Consider the following 22,406-nt stretch of genomic DNA (forward strand, 5'->3'; position numbering starts at 1 on the left):
CATCATACCCTTGTATATGACGGGAGGTATTGTTATGACAATCACACAAGGAGATAAGCAATACTTTAAAAATTTTGTTCTCGGCATAGTATTTACTTTTATCATAGCCGGACTAGGGTTTCTATTGTCGTTGATTCCTGGACTAGATCATATCGGACAATTAGCCTGTGCTATTATTTTGGCTGTGATTTATCGGCAACTATTTGGCTATCCTAACCAACTGAAGCCGGGCATTACTTTTTCACAACAAAAATTATTACGTTTAGCTATAATTTTGTACGGTTTAAAGTTAAATGTCGATGCGATATTACATCATGGTTTAATGTTGATTGTTAAAGATGCGATCATTATTGCATTTGCGATTATCGCCATGATTATACTAGCTAAAATTTTTAAAGCAGATAAAATGATTACTTTATTATTAGGCGTAGGTACTGGTGTATGTGGTGCCGCGGCTATCGCAGCAATAGCGCCAATCGTAAAGGCAGAAGATGACGATACGGCGATTAGTGTTGGCTTAGTCGCTTTAGTAGGTACCTTTTTTGGTATTGGTTACACGTTACTTCAACCTATCATGCCTTTAAGTCATTCACAGTACGGTATTTGGTCAGGTAGTAGTTTGCATGAGTTAGCACACGTTGCAATTGCAGCAGGACCATTAGGTGGGCATACAATAGCAATTGCTATGTTAGCGAAGTTAGGCCGAGTATTCTTACTTGTACCTTTAGCATTTATTTTCTTAGCTTATATGAAAAAGAAAAAGCAACATGATGAAAATACACGTATACAGTTTCCATGGTTTTTAATCGGTTTTATCATCATGAGTGTCATAGGTACTTACGTACTTGGTAATGTTATTACATTGCCACATGGTGTGATGACTGGTATATCTCAAGTGACGACGTGGTTGCTAACTGCTGCTATGGTCGGACTTGGATTAAATGTTAACTTACAAGATGTTAAAGACCGTGCATTAAAACCTTTAATTGCGATGTTAATCATATCGGTTTGTGTATCATTATTAGCGTTTTTCTTAATTTAAAAGTGATTATAAAAAAGGTTGAGACATCGAATAACTGTCTCAACCTTTTTCGTATGTTTAATTATTATTGTTGTCTTCTTGTGCTAATTCCTCACGCTGTTTGTAGCGTTCTAATTGTCTATAACCATAGGTGCTTTCCTTCACTAAAGTCACATTAGTTAAGCCGACGCCGATTGTGCCGGCTACGATTGCAATAGAAGCGGCAAACCATGCCAATTCAATATAGTTAACAGGTCCGGCTAAGCCAGAAAGACCTATTGTTTTACCTAGAAAATCAGGCGGAATAATCGTCACTGCTGTAATTAAAAATAACAACATTAACGTTAAATAATAAATAAATACCGACACGAGTAAGGTTACGATTGTCGTAAAATTATATAGGTGAGTAATACGTTTACTTTGGTTTTTAGGTGGTTTTTCCCATAATTGATGTGCTAGGACAATCCATAAGACCATAGCTACAATAGCGGCTATTGAAATAGACAATAAACGTAAGTTTGAAAAAATATAGCTTAAATTCCACATTGTAGTAAATACGAGTCCAAAGGCACCGGTCGTAAAGGCTAACGCAACGGAATTATTTAAACTGCGCATCATGTTTAAAGGGTTATTCGCAAAAGTCATGCCAATAACTAATCTAATGCTACCGTTTAAGTGTGGTTCAACGAGATAACGTAGATGTACTGTGTCATCATTTCCAACGGCAGTATCAATCACTTTTAACGGTGCTAGTGGAAATTGCTTCTGTAAGTTTTTGTTTATAACTTTACCTTTTGAGTCGCTGTGCACGGTTGAATAGGAATGAGCAACGACTCTAATGCTTTCTGCAATAGTTTGACTGACTCTTTTTCTAAGTGGTCGCCAACCATAAGCAGGTAGTGAAATAATAATCGCACCATTGGTTTTATTAATATCAACTGCGACCACATTTTTATCTTCGAAAATAGGTAAGTCAGTTAAACTTACAATGTAATCCCAATCATGATTATTAATATATGTCTCGATTGCAGAATGAATTTCATATACAGATTCAGCTGAGCCTGCCAATGGATCTTCAATTGTTTCGATATGCCATTCTTCATTTTCTTCAAATTGTTTGTTCAATATATCTGGTAATGTACCATAATATATATTTGCTAATCGTTTAGCTAAACCAGGGGCTGCAATTATGCCTATTTTCTTAGTCATTGTTTACTACCCTCCTTATGTGATTGGACTTGTCCCTCGTGTTGTTCTTCGCGTTCTTTATAATTTGATGATGCTTCTTCTTTCTCTAATTGTTCGTCGATTTTTTGACTACGCGCATACTGACGAGAAGAATAAGTGAGTTCTTTCATTTTTTCGTCGCCTTCTAACACTGAACCTAGTGCACCAGCTAGGAGTCCGACTGAAGTAATGAACCATGTTAATCTTAAGTAATTCGTTATGGAGTGTTCGCCGTCAGCCTTCCCCCATAGTTGAAATAAATTATCTGGGACGAACAGCATGACACTAATAAATAAAAATAAAAACAAAATAATATAGTTAAAGACTGTCAAGCTTATTAGGGTCGTTAAAGTAGTTAGATTATAAGCGTATCTATATTTGCGTTGACTTTTAGAAGAAGGTTTTTCCCAAAAATGGTGGGAATAAATAAGCCATGAAACCATGCCAATGACTGCGATAAACATTAAGATAATAAAACGTAAAATACTGAAATCAATGCTTAGCTGCCATGGCGTTGAAAAGATTGAAACGTAAGTACCAGTAGCAAAACCTAATGAAATAATTTTCTTAAAAGCACCAATAGCTTTCCATGGTTGATTGGCATATGTCATACCCAGCACGGCTTTAATTCCGCCTATTATCGTGGAATTTAAAACAAACCGCTCATCCGTAGAATTATGATCATTTGGCTCTACTTGTTTAATATTACTTATAGAAAGATTACTAAATTTAAGTTCAACAGATGCGTTGTTAGATATGCTATATAGGTAATAAATTATCTCACTAAGTGCGTTAACGAATTTATGTTTTAATCGATAAATACCTAAGGATGGTAAAGAAATTAAAGCTGTTTGATTAGTGGTACTGACGTCCGATAAAACAGCTTTACTATTCGAAAAACTGGGTAAATCAGTAACACAAACGGAGAAGTCCCAATTATTTTCATTTTTACGCCGATAGGCATAATCTATACATTCATGTACGTATTCTGCACTCCCTGTGACACTGTCGCCTTCAATGTCGAAGTTACAATCGATGTTTGGTAGTAATGATTTAATATGTTGTTGTAATGCGTCTAAACATTTATTAGTTAATTTTTCGGGCATACCTGGGGCCACGATTAATCCAATGTTAATGGTTTTCAAGGTCTACGCTCCTTTGCTAAGTAATTTTATATATTTTAAAAATAAGATTTCGCTATTTGAATAATCTTAGAAAATATTATTTTGAGGGGTATGATGTCATATAGCATCACTTAGATTTTTAAATATAATAAACATACAATTTAATATGCTTCTGTAACGGGAATTACAAAAGCTCAATTATCTATTTTATACCCTTTATATTTAACATTTAAAGATTAAAATAATATTGTTGTACAAGTTTCGATAAGCGAAGCAGTATAATTCTTTAGAAAGCGCTTACTTTTAGAAAAAAAGGGTAGAATTTATAAAAAAGGAGGTAATGTTAATGATCTTTCAAAATCCAACTGAGCAAGACGCACAATACAAAGTAAAATCAAAGTATGAGAACTTTATAGGTGGGCAATGGGTAGCGCCTCAAGAGGGCAATTACTTCGACAATATTTCACCGATTACTGGTGAAAAGTATTCAGAAGTACCACGCTCTACTAAAGCGGATGTTGACAAGGCTGTTGAGGCAGCGCATAAAGCACAAGCTGAATGGGGTAAAAAATCATTAGCTGAACGTTCACAGTTACTATTAAATATTGCGGACCGCGTAGAAGAAAATTTAGAATATTTAGCTGTTGTGGAAACATTTGATAATGGTAAACCGATTAGAGAATGTTTAGCGGCCGACTTACCTTTAGTCGTAGATCACTTTAGATATTTCGCAGGCGTTATTCGTGCCGAAGAAGGTGGCATATCACAAATTGATAATGATACTGTTGCCTATCACTATAAAGAACCACTTGGCGTTGTAGGACAAATTATTCCTTGGAACTTCCCTTTATTAATGGCTACTTGGAAAATTGCGCCTGCACTTGTAACAGGTAATGCGGTTGTCTTAAAACCTGCCGAACAAACGCCAGTATCCGTCTTGCATATGGTTGAACTTATTGCTGACTTATTACCAGAAGGTCTATTAAACGTAGTTAATGGCTTTGGTGCTGAAACTGGGGAAGCACTTGCAACGCACAAAGATATTAATAAAGTTGCATTTACTGGTGAAACAACAACTGGTAAAACAATTATGAAAAACGCGAGTGATAATATTATTCCTGTTACGTTAGAACTTGGTGGTAAATCACCAAACGTTTTCTTTAAAGATATTATGGATAAAGATGATAGTTTCTTAGAGAAAGCCGTAGAAGGCTTAGTTATGTTTGCACTTAACCAAGGTGAAGTCTGTACATGTCCTTCACGTGCATTAATTCATGAAGATATTTATGAAGATTTCATTAAACTATGTATCGATAAAGTAAATAAAATTAAGTTTGGTAACCCATTAGATGATACGACAATGGTTGGTGCACAAACTTCTAACGAACAACAAGAAAAAATTAAAAAATACTTAAATATTGGTAAAGAAGAAGGCGCAGAAGTACTAGTTGGTGGTGGAATTAGAGAAGAAGATGACGAATTAGGTAATGGCTTCTATATCGAACCAACAATTTTCAAAGGTACACAAAACATGCGTATTTTCCAAGAAGAAATTTTTGGACCAGTATTATCCGTGGCAACATTTAAAGATGATGAAGAAGCATTAGCGATGGCTAACGATACTATGTATGGTTTAGGTGCTGGTATTTGGACTAGAAACCAAAACACTGCATATCGTATTGGTAGAGGTATTCAAGCAGGACGTGTATGGGTAAATAACTATCACACTTATCCAGCGCACGCAGCGTTCGGTGGCTATAAAATGAGTGGTATCGGTCGTGAAAACCACCTTATGATGTTAGAACATTATCAACAAACTAAAAACTTACTTGTGAGCTATGATGAAAATCCAACAGGGTTATTCTAATTATGAGTCATAGCAAGTTACGCTACAGATGTTAGTGTCTGTAGCGTTTTTTATTGGTGTTTTATAGTTTAGAAAATGTTGTGAACTTGACTTTTTACGTAATTAGTTATAAATTATTGTTATTCTGATTAAATAAAACATTAACAATTAAACAGTGAGAGTGAAGCTTTAGCAGACAATTAATATACGTTATTGATTGAATGAAGAAGTCGTCAAAATCATATGTTTAATATTTTTATAAACTGATACATATACAGTGCATGTTAAATATACACAGGTAGCAGCGCAAAATGAGTTTATGACAGATGGCAAATAATAGTAGCTAGAATAACAACCATACAATCTAACCGTTTTATCAAGGTGAATCGGGTGGATAACATAGGGAAAATGTTCTTAGTAACTTAAATTGCCATACAAACTCAAGTTGTAATGAAGCCGACAATTGTAATAGATGATTTCCATTTATTGCAAATTGTTGGCTTCTTTTTTATTGTGTGAAATGAATGGATCAGTCACGATATTACTTTTTAAAGGAGACAATTATATGTTCACATCGACTGCATTATTTACGCTTATGCTCGTCTTTATTATTACGCTTATCATCGCAAGCGCTAGTGGATTCATTTTTATTAATAAACGTGTGCCACTCTCTTATATACATATACATTTAATATTAGGAACTTTGCCAATTATTGTGTCTTTAATCGCACTTATACAAACGCGACAAAGCGTATTAATGGGGCCATTTCACTTTGATATTTTAGCGTGGTTGATGGCATTTTTTGTACTAGTTATTGGCTTGATTATTCAACGTTTTTCTATGCAATATTTAAAAGGTGATTTTAATTACAGAAAATATTTTGTCTTGTTTCAAGCAGTAACAAGTTTTGCATCTATTGCTTGGTTAAGTGACGATTTACGCCTTATGACCTTGTTCTGGGGTCTCACGTTAGTCTGTTTAACGTTATTAATGCGTTTGAATAGACGTTGGAAAGTTACGAAAGCGGCAGCTAAAGTTACTGACCGCTATTTCTTTTTAGGTTGGTTAGCATTGGCAGTTGCAGTGCTATGGTGCTACGTTATTACAGGTGAATGGAAATTTTCGACAGTGTTAACCGTATCACATTTATCTGCGATATCAGATTGGCAATATTTTGGTTTATCTATGTTAATTATTTTGGCAGTCATCGTTCCGGCAGCGCAGTGGCCGTTTCAACGATGGTTGATTGAATCTGTAGCAGCGCCAACGCCGGTTTCAGCGATTATGCACGCTGGTATTGTAAATGCTGGGGGCATCATGTTGACTCGTTTTTCACCAATATTTACGAGCGATGTAGCGGCAGTTATTTTGATTATTATTGCATGCTTCTCAGTGTTAGTGGGCTCAGGTATTAGTTTGGTACATGTGGATTATAAGCGCCAACTCGTAGGCTCAACGATGGGGCAAATGGGCTTTATGTTGATTCAATGTGCGTTAGGTGCTTATATTGCGGCAATTATACATTTAATATTACATGGATTGTTTAAAGCAACTTTATTCTTAAGATCGGGTTCGGCTGTGCAACATTTTGATGTACCAGCAAGAGCACGTGAACGCTTATCTTATATTTGGATTTTAATCGGACGTTTATTAGCTTGTGTGTTGGCTATAATCTTTTGGTGGACATCGCCAGAACAAGGTTATGGCATTGTAAGTGCACTTATTTTAGCATGGTCATTATCTGTATCGTGGACACAGCTCGTTGCATTCGGTGAAGGTGTTATTGGCCGTTTAATAGGATTAGGCGCATTAGTTATTATCGGTATTGTTTATTTAGGGGTACATCATTACTTCTATAGTTGGTTAACAGGTATTACAATTCATCAAAATCATCCGTCGCTTGCCGTCTTTATTGTAGTTGCTATTATTTTAATGCTAGGTAGTATTGCTAGTACTTGGGTGGCGCGCCATCGTTCATCGAAACTCTTTGCAAAAATTTATTTATGGCTCGTTCATGTTGGAGATGCTAAGACGCAAGCTATTGAACGACATCCTAACTATTTAAAGAAATTCTTATCGTAAAGGAGACGCAAATATGGTTAATACGAAAACGCAATCTCAAACAAATCAATCATCTTTAACTGATGCGGATATTGCACAGCTAATAGAGCAAGCGAGTAATGTGATAGTACCATTGTCTCCAATTTCTATTTTTGCGGCACGTCATCCGTGGGTGAATTTAGAAGATAAGAACTTTAAGCATGTAGTGCGTTGGCTAGATAATACAAGAGATGTTGATATTTATCCAGGTACTAAAACAATAAAACAAGCTTATCATAATGGTGAAATCAGTGACGCTATATTAGAAGATAAGTTATCTCAATGGTTAAACACTAATGATAGTAAGCTATCAACAGCAGAAAAGTATCGTTATTGTACTGGTGCTTTGAAATTTGAAGATTTATCAAAAGATATAGTGCAAACAGTAAAACAAAGTGAAATAGCTCCAGTGTCATTAAGTGAATTAATGGATGAAACGCATATAGTGCGTTCTATGCCACCAAGAAGTAAGCATATTAAATATAAAAATCCTCATACGTATTTACAATTACTCGACTATCATGTCATCAAATGGTGCAAATTATATCTAGATGAAAATCAATCTAGTTGGACGTTGCCTAACCGTGAACAAGGTTTCTTTTATGCGTGGAAAAAATTAGTCGTGCATGATCCCGCATTATCTAAAACAGAACGCCAAACTTTAGCAGCCTTACCGAATAATCCGTATGAAGTTATTGCTGAGGCGTTAACGTCGTTAGACATACCAGAAGCATCGAGACAAGGATATTTAGAAAGTCATTTGTTAGCATTACCGGGATGGGCTGGTATGTTGTTATGGCAAATGGAACAAACGCACAAAAAATCTCGTTTAATTACTGAATATTTAGCGATTCGACTTGCTTTAGAATGGTCGTTTATTAATCCATACCTACCAGTTGAAACGACACGTCCGCTTCCACGACGTTCGTTGCAAACTTTAGTAAGTGAATGGTGTGAATGGGGCGGCTTAGCCGTAACAGACTGGCAACAAATGTCATTGGAACAGCAACAAGAATATCTTAAATTTGCGCTCGCATTTGATGATAAAACACGACGACAAATGTGGTTAGAAGCGTGGGAAGAAACATATGAAAACCAATTAAAAGAGCAACTTTTAACGGATAATCAAGATCAACTAAAGAACCAAGTTAAAGCGCAGTTAGCGTTTTGTATCGATGTACGTTCTGAACAATTTCGTAGTCAATTGGAGAATGCGGGGCCATTCGAAACGATTGGTATTGCAGGTTTTTATGGCTTGCCGATTGCGAGTGCTAAGTTAGGAAGCAATCATAGTCATGCATCTTTACCTGTGATGAATGCGCCACAACATAAGATTAAAGAGTATGCACGTCCGCACGAAATGAAAACGTATCATGAACGTAAAAATTCCATTAGTGCGCTTATTTATACATTTAAGAAGATGAAACAAAACGTGTTACCTAGTTTATTATTACCGGAGTTAACTGGGTCATGGTTAAGTGCGCAAATGTTGTCACGTACATTTTTACCAAGACCTATCGGGAGATTTATTCATAAGTTCTATGCCCGTTGGTTGCAAAAACCAAAAACGTCATTAACGTTATCTCACGACAAGTTTGGCGTAGAAGAGGGACTACCTGTTGGTTTCTCTACACAAGAACAAATTGAATACGTTCATCAAGCCTTAAAATTGATGGGCTTAACAGAATCGTTTGCACCGTTAGTCGTTTTCTGTGGTCATGGGAGTCAAAGCGCTAATAATCCATATGCTTCATCATTAGACTGTGGTGCTTGTGGTGGTGCAGCAAGTGGATTTAACGCTAAAGTGTTAGCAATGTTATGTAATTTACCTGAAGTTAGAAAAGGTTTGAGTGAAGCGGGTGTCAATATTCCGACAGAAACAGTATTTACAGCAGCTGAACATAACACGTCTGTAGATAATTTGACGTGGATATATTTACCAACATTATCACGTGAAGCGAAAGCCTCTTATGAACATATAGAACAAGTAATGCCACAAGTGAGTAAACAAGCGAATAAACAACGTATGTTGACATTACCAACGTTAAAAAATAATATTGCACATCCAGAAGAGGAGGCGCATCGTTTAGCTAACGATTGGAGTGAAGTTAGGCCTGAATGGGGATTAGCACGTAATGCTTCATTTATTATTGCGCCTCGTAAATTGACTCAAAATAAAGATTTAGCAGGCAGAGCGTTTTTACACAATTATGATTGGCAACAAGATAAAGATGGTTCGATTTTAGGTAATATTATTGCAGGCCCAGCTACGGTTGCACAATGGATTAATTTACAGTATTACGCGTCGACAGTAGCGCCACATTATTATGGTAGTGGTAGTAAAACGACTCAAACTGTTACTGGTGGCATAGGCGTCATGCAAGGGAATGCAAGTGACTTATTAACTGGACTACCTTGGCAGTCGGTTATGAAATCAGACTTTGAAGCTTATCACGCGCCGTTGAGATTATTAATCGTTATTCAAGCACCCAATGCTTATATTGAACAATTATTAGATGCTAATAGTGACTTTCAACAAAAGGTTACTAACGGTTGGCTACAATTAGCGAGTATAGATAGTGACGGTACATGGCAACATTGGTCGTAATTTATAATTTGAAGCATTGTTTATACATTTAATGAATGAACATGTATAATGAAAGTGCATAGATTATTATAAGTTTTAAAGCCATAGGAGTTGTTTCTAAATGCCATTAACGAAAGGTGCTTGTGAATCTGATATCAGTAAAGCTATTACACAATGGGAAAAAGAATATTTAGGTAGAGGCTCATTGTCGGTAAAAACAGATATCGTAAAAGATATGATTATTGTTGATTTACAAGGTGTGTTAACCCCAGCTGAGTATACAGTATGTGAAACACAAGAAGGTTTAATTTCAATAAAAAGAACGAGAAATAAATTAGTCGAATCAGGTTCAGAAGATTTAAAAGACATCATTTTGCAACTGACTGGTGAAACTGTTAAAAGTGTGCATACTGATTTGAGCGCACGTACAGGTGAACGTGTCATCGTTTTTAAATTGAACAATGATCTAGCACAACAATTTAACAAAGAATAATTAGCAATTTAAAATTGAAATGTTATTATCAGTAAAACCATTTTCGTTTGCTCTAATGAGCTTAGCGAGAATGGTTTTTGATTATTCAAAGTGTAAGATTAAAAATATTGATAGTTAGTATTAAAAACAATCATTTTTATTAATGTTATTGTAGTATTATAATCATTTTATACAAAAAGAAAGGTGTGATTGTTTGGCTAAGCACGCTTATCGACAACTTGTGTTAGGAATGATTGCGTTATTTATAGTTATGGCAATTGGTCGTTTTGCTTATACGCCTATTTTGCCGTTTATGAAACATACTGGAATGATGAATGATCAAAGTGCAGGTTTGTTAGCAACTATAAATTATTTAGGTTATTTAATAGGAGCGATAATTCCTCTAGGTTTTATTTTTAAAAGTAAGGTTATTGATTTAAAGATTTATTTAATCATAAATATTTTGACGACGATATTAATGGGCTTTACAGAACAATATATTATTTGGTCTGTGTACCGTGTACTATCTGGTATTACGAGTGGAGCTGTATTCGTTTTAGCATCTAATGTTGTATTAGAAGCATTGAAACAAGGACGTCGTGAGAGTATCTCAGGTTTATTGTATAGTGCTGTTGGAATTGGGATATTTTCAAGTAGTATTTTTATTTACTTCTTTACAACAGATGCACGTTGGCAGGCGACTTGGATAATTTTAGGAATTTGTTCATTAATAGGTGGATTGCTTGTAGTGATAGGTATGACGGAGAATCAAACAGCGAAGCAAGACAATGATGGTCATAAGCATATACAGCAACAAGAACAAAGATTTCCGAAATTTATGCGTTATTTTTCTATTGCATATTTTTGTGAAGGCGCGGGCTATATAATTACGGGTACGTTTTTAGTTGCCATCGTTAAATCAATCCCTGCATTGGCTGATTATGCAGCGTTAAGTTGGATGTTTGTTGGCTTAGGTGCCATACCATCTACGGTAATATGGTCGATGGTTGCAGAAAGAATAGGTTATGATAAGGCGATATATGGTGGTTTTATATTACAGATTATTGGTATAAGTATGCCTATTTTCTCTCACAATAGCATTAGTTTAATTATGAGTTCTTTATTATTTGGTGCAACGTTTCTTGGGTTAACGACGTTATTTATGTCGAAAGGGCAACAATTAATGTATAAGGCGAACGGTAAAGCCAATTATGTGGCAACACTAACGGTTATTTATAGTGTTGGTCAAATGATTGCGCCATCTATTTCGGGGTTGTCAATCGGAGACTCTGGGAATTATAATGCAGCATTAATTTTTGCGACAATTATATTAGTAGTAGGTTTAATAAGTGCCTTAGTAAGTTTTAAAGTCACTGAACAGAAAGGTGATGTTAATGAATATTGATGATTTAAAAGCATTTAAAAAAGTATGCGAAGTAAAAAGTTTTACACGTGCAGCGGAAGAAATGAATTTTGTACAGTCTAATATTACGGCCAAGGTTAAAAGGCTTGAAAAACATTATCAAGCGCAGTTAATTTATAGAGATAAAAAGGCGATAACAGCGACGCCAGCAGGTCATGCCTTGCTAAATTATATTAATCAAATCTTAACGTTAGTCGACGCGGCCGACGCTGAATTAATCGATAATCCATATAGTGAATTACACATCGGTTCAATCGAAACAATTGCTGCTACACGTTTACCTAATGTACTAGAAAAATTTAGACAAACTAATAAACAAGCAAAGTTAAAAATAACTACAGCTTCAACTAATCAATTATTATCTAAAATTAAGTTACGTGAAATTGAAGGTGCTTTTCTTTCAGGTCCAGTTAATGATGAATCTATTGAGGCAGTGCCATTGTATAATGAACAAATGGTTGTTATTACACAGAAAGGCTATGGCGATCCTGCATATGAAACTAAAGGTCAAGCAATTATCGTCTTTGGAGAAGGTTGTTTTTACCGTAGTTATTTTGAAGAATGGTTAACTTACCATCAGATTACGATCGATAGTTTAATGACATTAAACACACTCGATGGAATCGTTGGCTGTGTTCAAGCAGGTTTAGGTATTGCCATGTTACCTCAATCAGTTACGCCAAAATTAGATTATGATAAATTAGATTTTTATCAAGTGACTACACCTTTTGAACATGTGCCAGTTAGTTTTATATATCGTAAAGATAGTGTGCAAACTTCAGTCTTTAACCAATTTAAAACGGTTATGTCAGCAATAAATAAATAACTTATGTTGAGTCTAAAATAAAAAAGCCTAGCAATACGTGAAATAACGTACTGCTAGGCTTTTTAGTTGTGTCGATAATTTATCTTGCTTTGATTGTTAAGGAAATAATAAATGCGATAACCATAAATAATACAATCATTAAAACAACGCCAGGCCAATAAATTAAACTATAGAAATAACCTGCCAATGTACCACCGACAGATGAGCCCATGTAATAGAATAATAAATAAAGGCTTGAGGCTTGTGCATTATGATGTTCGGACCGTCTTGCAACCACTGCACTTGCGATAGCATGTCCACTAAAGAAGGCATAAATACTAATAGCTAAACCAAGAATTTTAAACGTTAAAAATGGTAATAGCGTAACACAAATACCAACGGCTAACATGATAATACTGAATTTTAGTGCGTTTATAGAGCCTAATTTTTCACGTAATTTAGCATTTAACATAGAAGAAAGCATACCGATTAAAAATAGGAGATACACAAAACTAATCACACTTGGATGTAAGTGATAAGGTGCAGACTTTAATTCAAACGAAATATAATTAAATGCTGCGATATTGCTTCCTAAAAATAAAAAGCCTAGCATAAATGGTTTTAAGAGTCGGATGTTTCGTAAATGACTCCAGTAACTCATAATGAGTTCTTTAAATGAAAATTTTTGTTGTTCAAAATGCTGTGACTTAGGTAATAATATAGTGAATAAAACTGCGGCAATAACACTTAATACAGCAATAGATAATAAACCAGTTTGATAACCAAAAACACTGGAAATATAGCCGGTGAAAATACGACCAAATGCACCGCCAAATGCGTTACCACCTATATAAATGCCCATCGCTTCAGGTAAACTACTTGGTGAAATTTCTTCCCCGATATAAGCCATTGCTATAGAAGGAAGCCCCGCTAAACAAATGCCTTGTATTAATCTAACGATAAGAAAAGCACCGAAGTCAGTAATAAATGGTTGGACGATAGCCAATAATGACACTGATATAACTGAAAAAATCATTACTGGTTTACGTCCTACAACTTCAGAAATAGCACCGAAAAATAACATCGCAAAGGCTAAAGTTAAAGTCGTAGTCGATAACGGTAAACTGGCTGTAGTTTTATCGACGTGGAACGTTTCTGAAAAGTGAGGTATTAATGGTTGAACACTGTATAAAATCGAAAAGATTGTAAAGCCAGCAATAAATAAAGCGATATTAATTTTTAAATATGCTGGTGTCCCTTTTTCTACAAAGTCGTTGGTAATAGTTTGCATTGGTGAAATACCTCTCTTTTAAGTAATGATTTTATGTTAGCATGTAAATAACAAGAAATAAAATGCATAATTTTCATATAATTAATGCGTTAAACGCATAAGGGAGAGCTGAAAAATGGAGTGGCACCACTTAGAATATTTTAAGCTATTAGCAAAGTTACAAAATGTCTCATTATCAGCAAAACAATTAAATGTTAGCCAGTCTGCTTTAAGTCGTGCAATTAAACAATTAGAAGAAGAAGTGGGTGCGCCATTATTTAATAGAGTAGGGAGATCGCTGAAATTAAACAAATATGGCCAATCATTTTTAGTAACTGTTAATATGATTACCCAGGAAATGGATATGTTTAAAAGTGAAGTTACACAATCCATCGATATGTTAAATGGTGACATCACCATCGGTTTTTTACATTCTGTAGGGCCAACCTATTTATCCGACTTTTTAAAAACATTTAATTCACAATATCCTAATATTAGAGTGAAACTGTTACAAGACCATGCCAAAGGATTAATCTCTAAATTAGAGAGTGGGGATATAGATGTAGCTATTACAATGGTCGCACCTGCGAGTAATAGTGTATGCTTTATTCCGTTATTACAAGAACAATTGTTTATAACTCTAAATAGCACACACCCTTTAGCCAACGAACAAAGTTTAAATATTGCCGACTTAGTAAATGAACAGTTTATATTACTTAAAGAAAATTTTGTTTTAAGAGAACAAGTGGATCAAATTTTTTATGAACATAATATAAATAATGTGGAAATTAATTTTGAGAGTGATGAAACATTGACGATAGCAAGTTTCGTAAGTGCAGGCTTAGGTATTTCTATCTTGCCTAAATTAAAAAATATCCAGTTGCCTAACCTTACTCAAATTCCAATCAATAATTATAAAGCACAACGTACGATAGGTTTATGTTATTTAACTCAAGCCGATCAGTTACCTATTGTTAAAGTTACTAAAGAAACCTTATTGAATTATTTTAGTAATTACAATGAAGGGAAAGATTACAATAATAATTAATATAAAATATAAATTTTTAAGTCAACTGTAATCTTTTATTTATAATTGACATTAGCAAGACAAAAATAGATAATTGTTACATATAAAATAGAATTATCAAAATATTCACACATCATGATAGGGATGATAGATTATTGAAAATGTTACTGACATTTGTAAAAACTACACGACATTATCGCAAGAAGAAATAGCAGAAATTGTACAATTAGCTACACAATTACGGCGTATTGCAGATTTAAATAGGTCATATGTCTTTATCGATTGTTTTTTAAAAGAATCAAACCACCTTATCGTGGTTGCTGAAGCAGTGCCCTCAAGCGAAGCGACTTTATACCAAAATTCAGTAGTAACACAAAATGTGTATGAGAAATTTGAGCCTGCCGTTTTTCGTGCTTTACGCACTGATACAGATGTTCACCATCATAAGGCTGTAACTCAAGAAGGCCAAGTCGTTGAGCAAAATGTGACGCCTATTAAGGTGAAAGGCAACGTTATTGGCGCTTTAATCATGGAAAAAGACATAACACGACAAATTAAAAATGAAGAGAAGTTATATGTACTTTCAAGGGCGACCGAAACGATAAGTGAATTATTCAAATATCCAAGTAGTGAACAAATATTTGTGCCAGACATGATTGAAGAAGCGTTGTTTTATCTCGATACGTCATTCGTCGTACAGTATTACAATTTAAAAGGTGAGAAAATTGTTCAAGATTTAACCGACAAACAATGTGATTTGAACATCTCTATTTTAGATATTTTCCCGGATTTTGATTACATATTAAATGATGATAGAGTGATTGTGATTGAAAATAGGGCAATCCGCAATAAACACTTTCAAATCAAATGCGTTAAATTATTCACTGACCAACAACTCACTGGTTATCTGATGATGTTAAAAGATATTACAGATGCTAAAGAAAAAGAAAAAGCGTTAATTTCCAAAACGGTCGCAATTCGAGAAGTGCATCATCGTGTTAAAAATAACTTACAAACAGTGGCTAGTTTATTAAGGCTGCAAATGAGGATGGACGTACCAGAGGAAAGTAAACATTATTTTCAAGAAAGCTTGAATAGAATATTGTGTATTGCCTCGGTATATGAAGTTATCTTGAGTGAATCAGATTCGGATCACGTAAATATTGCTACACTTATCGAAAAAATAGGTAATGCCCTCGTCTATAGCGAAACTGCAGAGCAAGAGGTTAACATTAGTTACGATATAGATAAGCAATTATATTTACCGTCGCATTTAGCGATATCAGTGGCTTTAATAGGGAATGAAGTAATAACCAATAGTTTACAACATGCATTTAAACAATCTGCCCAAGGTAATATCGTAGTCACTTTATGCTATGAACAAAGAGCAGCATTATACACGTTAAAAGTTCAAGATAATGGCATTGGGCATGGTCATTATCCAAGTTCATTTGGTTTAAATATTGTAAGTACTATCGCTGAAAATGACTTAGATGGTAATTTTAATATTACTCAAAATGATACTGGCACATTGGCGCAACTCGTATTTCAATACAAAGGGGAGTAATTGAATATGAATAAAATTATGGTCGTTGAAGACGAATCCATCGTCAGACTTGATATAGTCGAAACGTTAAAAGAAGCTCAGTACAATGTTGTTGCTGCCGTGGGGAATGGAGAAAAGGCAATAGAATATACAGAAAAGACACAACCAGATTTAATTATAATGGATATTAAGATGCCTAAATTAGATGGTTTAAAAGCAAGCAAAATTATTAGTAAACGGTATGATATACCTATTTTAATACTGACAGCTTATAGCCAAAGTGAGTTTGTACAAGAGGCTAAACAATCCAATATTGTTGGCTATATCATTAAACCTATTTCAGAATCACAATTATTACCAGCCGTAGAGATTGCAATGGCGCAATCAGAACAAATGCGTAACTTAAAGCAACAAGTAACAGAGTCGTATGAAGCAATCGAACAACGTAAGCAAGTTGAAAAAGCGAAAGGCTTATTAATGCATAGACAAAATATAAGCGAGGAAGCGGCTTACAAGAAATTAAGAAAGTTAAGTATGAACCATCATACGAATATTCAACAAATAGCTATAAAGGTGATTGAACAATTAGGTTCATAGTTTTACCACTATACAAGTGAATACGCTCGAGCAAAGGTGCTTATTTGACAATCAAATAGGCATCTTTTTGCTTTCTATGAGGTTAATAAAAGGGGGACATTATCATGGAACATATAGGTACGGTAATTATATATATCATTATGATTTGTGCTGTTATTGGTGCGTTTGGTGCTATACGTAATCCCGAAATAGGAGTAGGTAAAGAATTTATGGAAGGTATCTTCACTATAGGACCGATATTTGCCAATTCAGCAGGTATTATGGCATCTATTCCATTTATTTCAAAATTTATCGAAAATGTTTTTGGACCGTTTTTTAATAAAATTGGTGCTGATCCGGCAATTGCGGCGACTTCAATATTGGCGACTGATATGGGTGGTTACCAATTAGCAGATGTGTTGAAGCATAGTTACGAAGGTTGGATTATGGCAATGATTGTAGGATTTATGGCGGGCGCGACAATCGTGTTTTCCATACCCTTGGGGTTACCTATGTTAGATAAAAGGGACCATAAATATATGGCTTTAGGTATTTTGTCGGGGTTATTAGCCATACCGTTTGGTGTGTTTATATCAACGTTTATCATCTTGATGAGTCATATGAAAATACGAACTGTAGTTGAAACGACTGGTGCTGCGACGCATGTCTTTTCCATTAGTCTGTCAACGGTATTTGTAAACTTGTTACCATTAATTATCTTTGTAGTTATTACGGCAATCGGATTATATTTCTTCTCAGACATTATGATCAAAATATTTATAATTTTTGGTAAGGTTTTAGACGTTTGTATTAAGCTCGTATTCGTATTTTCAGTAGTTCAAATCTTTACTGGATTCTTTACAAATGTATTTGGCGTTTGGGGCTTCGACCCAATCATGGCTGACAAAAAAGATAACTTTAGAGCATTAGAAAATGCAGGTAACATTGCAATTATGTTATCCGGGGCATTCCCGATGGTTTACTTAATACGTAAATACTTCTCTAATGGCTTAACTAAAATTGGAAGTAAGATTGGCTTGAGTGAAGTAGGGAGTGCAGGGATTATTGCTACGGTAGCGAATATTTTAGCGATGTTTAAGTTAGTAAAAGATATGCCACCTAAAGATAAAGTAATTAATATCGCATTTGGTGTATGTTCCGCCTTTCTACTCGGAGATCACTTGTCCTATACGGCTAACTTCCAACCAACATTAATTCCAGCAGTCATGATTGGTAAGTTTAGTGCTGGTGTATTAGCCGTTATATTTGCATACTTCTTATGTATACCGAAAGCTAGAAAATTAGAAGACATAGATAGAAGAGCGGGAATCATTGGGCCTGATGAATACTTAGAAAAAGAACGATTAGCAAATCCTCATCACGAACAGAAGCATGGTTAAACATAAAAAATCGACAAAGCCATCATTGGTTTTGTCGATTTTTTATATATAGCAAAATAAGTTAGAGCCTGAGACATAGTATGGTCTTCAGGCTCATTTATTAACGTTAGTGATGAGATTGATATTATTTTAGAAGTAATTTGCAGTAATACCGCCGTCAACATTAATGTTAGCACCATTAGTCCAGTCAGATTCATCAGAAGCTAAATACAATGCGCAATTTACAATGTCTTCAGGCTTACCAAATCTACCAGTAGGCTGTCTGTCTAAACGTTCTTTCTTAGCGGCTTCGTCAGATACAAGCCATTCCATTAATAATGGCGTTTCAATTGGGCCTGGGCTAATCGCATTTGTACGAATGCCTTTAGGTCTAAATTGAATCGCTAATGATTTTGTCAGTGATACTACCGCTCCTTTTGAAGCAGTGTAAGCATCTTGTGGTACTGAACATCCCATTTCTGCAACGAATGATGCGATATTAATAATTGATCCTGATTCATTTTTCTCCATTTCAGGGATTACATATTTTGTCATAAAGAATATACCTTTAACGTTAATATTCATTACTAAATCCCAAACTTCTTCAGAGGTATTGACGACAGAATTATCGGCAGAAGGCATAACGCCAGCATTGTTGTATAATACGTCGATCTTACCAAAAGTCTCTACAGTTTGTTCGACTGCTTCTTTAACTTGTTGTTCATTTGAAATATCAACTTGGAAAAATTTAGCTTCTCCACCGTTATGAACAATGTCATTAGCCGCTGTTTGACCAGCCAACTCGTCTCTTTCGAAAACTGCTACTTTAGCACCTTCAGCTGCAAATTTTTGTGCCGCAACGAGACCCATGCCTCCACCAGCACCTGTGATGATACATACTTTGTCTTTTAATCTCATAAATGTTACCTCCTAAATATCGATGAATTAGCTTTGTTCGAAATAGCGTGAACGTTCCCAAGTTGTTACAAAGGAATCAAAATCATTTTGTTCAGAACGTGCTGCATGTAGATAGTGTTTTGCTACATCTTCGCCTAATACTTCTTTTACTACATCACTATTTTTCCAATGATAAATAGCTTCATGTAAAGAAGAAGGGATGCGATCTACACTATCTTGTTCATAAGCATTACCTTTTAATTCGTCTTCAAGTGGGATTTTATGTTCGATACCATAAAGTCCAGCACCAATTAATGCAGAATATGCTAAGTACGGGTTCATATCTGCACCAGAAATACGAGATTCGAAGCGTAGTGCATTACCATGCCCAACCGTTCTATAACCAGCAGAGCGGTTATCGCGACTCCAAGCAATACTTACTGGTGCCCAAGAATTTGGCGCGAAACGTTTGTAAGAATTAACATAAGGCGCATACATTAAAGCAAAATCTTTAGTGTATTTGATAACACCTGCTAGGAAATGTTGCATTGTTTCAGACATTGGATTTTCTGCATCGTCGCCAGCGTAAAAGGCATTGTTAGAAGTACCTTTTTCCATCATACTAAGATGAATATGCCCACTTGAACCTGTCCATTCTGCATAAGGTTTAGCCATAAATGTTACGGCTTTGTCGTTTTGGATACAAATTTCTTTCATGCCGTGTTTAAACATAATATGTTGGTCAGCGGCTTTTAATGCATGATCATATTTTAGGTTGATTTCGTGTTGTCCTTTATAAGCTTCACCTTTGGAAGATTCAATAACGATACCCATACGATGCATTTGATGTCGGATTTCTTGGTAGATTGGTTCGTTTTTTGTACCTTGTAACAAGTTATAATCTTCGTTAAGGTGTCCTGCAGCTTCTAAATTGGCATAACCTTTTTTATCAATATTTTCGAATGAATCATTAAATAAATAAAATTCTAATTCACTCGCAAGGTGAGGAGATAAGCCATGTGCTTCTGCTTTTTTAATTTGACGTTGTAAAATTGATCGTGGTGCAATACAGATTTGTTCGCTACCATCTTCGGTAAATACGTCACAGAAAACCATTGCTGTTTTATCTAACCATGGCACAACTTTTAATGTGTCCCAGTCAGGTTTAGCTAAATAATCACCATAACCTTTATCCCAGTTCATATATTCATAGCCTTCATTTGTATCCATCTCGAAGTTAGTACCTAATAAATAGTTACAAAAATGAGTGCCTTCTGAAATATCATTTTCTAAAATAAAATCGCCAGTAATTCGTTTCCCCATTAAACGACCTTGCATATCACAAAAACCGAGTACTACAGTGTTAATTTTGTCTTCCTCGATAAGTTGTAGTAATTCATCTTTATCGATATTACCAGCTTTATCGTTAGGATTAATTTCTTTAAACATAACTTCCAACCCCTTAATTTATTTATTCATTTAATGTTAATGAAATATATTTTAATTCTAAGAAGCCATCTAAACCGTGATGTCCACCTTCTCTGCCCATACCGCTTTCTTTAATACCTCCAAATGGTGCTTGAGGTACGCTAAGTTGAGTGCCATTCACACCAATCATACCGAACTCGAGTTGTTCGCTAACTTTATGAATTGTATTCACATTGTTAGAGAAGAAGTAAGCAGCTAAACCATATGGAGAAGCATTAGCAATTTCGATTGCTTCTTGTTCGTCTGCAAATTCGATAATAGGTGCGACTGGGCCAAAAATTTCTTCTTGGGCGATAGACATATCTGGCGTAACGTTTGTTACTACTGTTGGTTCGTAAAATAGACCGAAATCAGAAATTGGGAGCTTCTTACCACCTGTAGCAATTGTTGCGCCACTATTTTGAGCTTCATTAACTAATTGTTCTACTTTGTTAATCGCGTCTGCGTTAATTAGTGGACCGACTTGAGCATTGTCATCAGTTGCTGGACCAACTTTAAGTTGTTTAACTCTATCGATGACTTTGTCCGTAAATTCGGCTTTAACATCTTTATGCACTAAAACAGTATTGATGCCGTTACACATTTGGCCTGTGTTTTCAAATTTATTGTCGACGATGGCATCTGCTGCTGCTTCTAAGTCTGCATCAGGTAAGACGATTGCAGGAGCATTACCACCTAGTTCAAGTGAAATGCGCGTAATGTGATTTGCGGCTTTTTGCATTAATGACTTACCGATATTAGTAGAACCTGTAAACGACATTTTCTTAACACGATGATCATTAAATAGTGTGTCTGATATTAAAGATGCACTACCAGTTAAAATGTTAGCTACGCCATCATCAATATCAGTTGCCATTAATTCATCGAATATTGCGATTGCAATTCTTGGTGTTTCGCTTGAAGGTTTAACAATTACAGTACAACCTGCTGCTAAAGCAGGTGCAACCTTTCTCGCTACCATGGCACCTGGGAAATTCCACGGTGTAATTAAGCCACAGACCCCAACAGGTTGTTTTAATACGGAAATACGTTGTTGAGGTGAGGAAGGTGGAATGATTTCTCCGTAAATGCGTTTGCCTTCAGCGGCATACCATCTAATGAATTTAGCACAGACACCAATTTCACCGTATGCTTCTGCGTATGGTTTACCTTGTTCTTCACACATGATTAAAGCTAAGTCGTGTTGTTTTGCTAATAGATTATTAGCCCATTGTTCTAAAATTTCACCACGATAATCTGCAGTATATTTAGACCATTGTTGGAATGCACCATGTGCAGCTTCTATACTTTGCTGAATATTTGCTTCGGTAACTTTCGGTACTTGGCCGACGATATCACCATTAGCAGGGTTAACAACTTCTAACGTATCAGTCGTTTGTAATTGTTGCCCATTAATCCAGTTATGATTTAAATCTTCACTCATAAAAGTGCCCCCTTTACATACAAAAAAGACGCCCAAGTAACTCACTTCGACATGAAGTTAAGAGTTACATAAGCGCCTTTGCTTAGTATATTCACTTAAAATTAATTGTAAAAATATTGGAGTTATACTCCAAGTTAACTTTATTGTATTAAATTATCTAAACCTTGTCAATATTCAGAAAATGACTTATACTT

17 protein-coding genes are annotated in these 22,406 nt (G+C 35.2%); 11 read left to right on the forward strand and 6 right to left on the reverse strand.

Annotated features, from left to right (window positions below):
• The first annotated feature begins 34 nt into the window (after nucleotides 1-34).
• The gene (locus C7J89_RS02745) at nucleotides 35-1,042 is read left to right on the forward strand and encodes a YeiH family protein (protein ID WP_103294630.1); all 1,008 of its coding nucleotides are present in this window, start codon (nucleotides 35-37) and stop codon (nucleotides 1,040-1,042) included.
• 57 nt (nucleotides 1,043-1,099) lie between these two features.
• Here C7J89_RS02745 and C7J89_RS02750 read toward each other — a convergent pair whose 3' ends face one another.
• The gene (locus tag C7J89_RS02750) at nucleotides 1,100-2,230 is read right to left on the reverse strand and encodes a cytochrome c oxidase subunit II (protein ID WP_103294631.1); all 1,131 of its coding nucleotides are present in this window, start codon (nucleotides 2,228-2,230) and stop codon (nucleotides 1,100-1,102) included.
• Nucleotides 2,227-3,393: a hypothetical protein gene (locus C7J89_RS02755; RefSeq protein WP_103294632.1), complete on the reverse strand. Its 1,167-nt coding sequence runs from the start codon at nucleotides 3,391-3,393 to the stop codon at nucleotides 2,227-2,229. Before C7J89_RS02755 ends, C7J89_RS02750 begins: the two co-directional genes overlap by 4 nt.
• A 325-nt stretch (nucleotides 3,394-3,718) precedes the next feature.
• On the opposite strand from C7J89_RS02755, the gene exaC reads away from it, so the two are divergent.
• From exaC to C7J89_RS02785, 6 genes are all read left to right on the forward strand, one after another.
• Complete coding sequence (gene exaC, locus C7J89_RS02760) at nucleotides 3,719-5,239, forward strand: acetaldehyde dehydrogenase ExaC (RefSeq protein WP_061853877.1); 1,521 nt, start codon at nucleotides 3,719-3,721, stop codon at nucleotides 5,237-5,239.
• A 544-nt stretch (nucleotides 5,240-5,783) separates the two neighbouring features.
• The gene (locus C7J89_RS02765) at nucleotides 5,784-7,301 is read left to right on the forward strand and encodes an NADH dehydrogenase subunit 5 (RefSeq protein ID WP_103294633.1); all 1,518 of its coding nucleotides are present in this window, start codon (nucleotides 5,784-5,786) and stop codon (nucleotides 7,299-7,301) included.
• Nucleotides 7,302-7,314: 13 nt separating this feature from the next.
• Nucleotides 7,315-9,927, forward strand: coding sequence for a DUF2309 domain-containing protein (locus tag C7J89_RS02770; protein ID WP_103294634.1), 2,613 nt, complete (start codon nucleotides 7,315-7,317; stop codon nucleotides 9,925-9,927).
• 100 nt (nucleotides 9,928-10,027) lie between these two features.
• Nucleotides 10,028-10,399: a Na-translocating system protein MpsC family protein gene (locus C7J89_RS02775; protein ID WP_061853874.1), complete on the forward strand. Its 372-nt coding sequence runs from the start codon at nucleotides 10,028-10,030 to the stop codon at nucleotides 10,397-10,399.
• Between the two features lie 193 nt (nucleotides 10,400-10,592).
• Nucleotides 10,593-11,783, forward strand: coding sequence for a YbfB/YjiJ family MFS transporter (locus tag C7J89_RS02780; RefSeq protein WP_233432444.1), 1,191 nt, complete (start codon nucleotides 10,593-10,595; stop codon nucleotides 11,781-11,783).
• On the forward strand, nucleotides 11,773-12,627 hold the full coding sequence (locus C7J89_RS02785) for a LysR family transcriptional regulator (RefSeq protein ID WP_159031765.1): 855 nt from the start codon (nucleotides 11,773-11,775) through the stop codon (nucleotides 12,625-12,627). Before C7J89_RS02780 ends, C7J89_RS02785 begins: the two co-directional genes overlap by 11 nt.
• Nucleotides 12,628-12,706: 79 nt before the next feature.
• Here the strand turns inward: C7J89_RS02785 and C7J89_RS02790 are convergent, their stop codons facing one another.
• On the reverse strand, nucleotides 12,707-13,897 hold the full coding sequence (locus C7J89_RS02790) for an MFS transporter (RefSeq protein ID WP_103294636.1): 1,191 nt from the start codon (nucleotides 13,895-13,897) through the stop codon (nucleotides 12,707-12,709).
• A gap of 115 nt (nucleotides 13,898-14,012) precedes the next feature.
• Here C7J89_RS02790 and C7J89_RS02795 point away from each other — a divergent pair, with 115 nt between their 5' ends.
• The 4 genes from C7J89_RS02795 (at nucleotide 14,013) to eutH (ending at nucleotide 18,425) form a co-directional block, all read left to right on the forward strand.
• Nucleotides 14,013-14,924, forward strand: a complete 912-nt coding sequence (locus tag C7J89_RS02795) for a LysR family transcriptional regulator (RefSeq protein ID WP_103294637.1) — start codon at nucleotides 14,013-14,015, stop codon at nucleotides 14,922-14,924.
• Between the two features lie 151 nt (nucleotides 14,925-15,075).
• The gene (locus tag C7J89_RS02800; protein ID WP_103294638.1) at nucleotides 15,076-16,470 is read left to right on the forward strand and encodes a sensor histidine kinase; all 1,395 of its coding nucleotides are present in this window, start codon (nucleotides 15,076-15,078) and stop codon (nucleotides 16,468-16,470) included.
• 6 nt (nucleotides 16,471-16,476) lie between these two features.
• Entirely contained in the window at nucleotides 16,477-17,046 is a 570-nt protein-coding gene (locus tag C7J89_RS02805) for an ANTAR domain-containing response regulator (RefSeq protein WP_061853869.1), read from the forward strand.
• A gap of 104 nt (nucleotides 17,047-17,150) precedes the next feature.
• Nucleotides 17,151-18,425: an ethanolamine utilization protein EutH gene (gene eutH, locus C7J89_RS02810; protein WP_061853868.1), complete on the forward strand. Its 1,275-nt coding sequence runs from the start codon at nucleotides 17,151-17,153 to the stop codon at nucleotides 18,423-18,425.
• A 129-nt stretch (nucleotides 18,426-18,554) separates the two neighbouring features.
• Here eutH and C7J89_RS02815 read toward each other — a convergent pair whose 3' ends face one another.
• The 3 genes from C7J89_RS02815 to C7J89_RS02825 are packed head-to-tail and all read right to left on the reverse strand — an operon-like array spanning nucleotide 18,555 to nucleotide 22,212.
• Entirely contained in the window at nucleotides 18,555-19,322 is a 768-nt protein-coding gene (locus C7J89_RS02815; protein WP_103294639.1) for an SDR family NAD(P)-dependent oxidoreductase, read from the reverse strand.
• A gap of 27 nt (nucleotides 19,323-19,349) precedes the next feature.
• Complete coding sequence (locus C7J89_RS02820) at nucleotides 19,350-20,750, reverse strand: glutamine synthetase family protein (protein ID WP_061853866.1); 1,401 nt, start codon at nucleotides 20,748-20,750, stop codon at nucleotides 19,350-19,352.
• Nucleotides 20,751-20,772: 22 nt separating this feature from the next.
• Nucleotides 20,773-22,212, reverse strand: a complete 1,440-nt coding sequence (locus tag C7J89_RS02825) for an NAD-dependent succinate-semialdehyde dehydrogenase (RefSeq protein ID WP_061853865.1) — start codon at nucleotides 22,210-22,212, stop codon at nucleotides 20,773-20,775.
• Between the last annotated feature and the right edge of the window lie 194 nt (nucleotides 22,213-22,406).

The sequence above is a fragment of the Staphylococcus kloosii genome, from assembly GCF_003019255.1.
Taxonomy (GTDB): Bacteria; Bacillota; Bacilli; order Staphylococcales; family Staphylococcaceae; genus Staphylococcus; species Staphylococcus kloosii.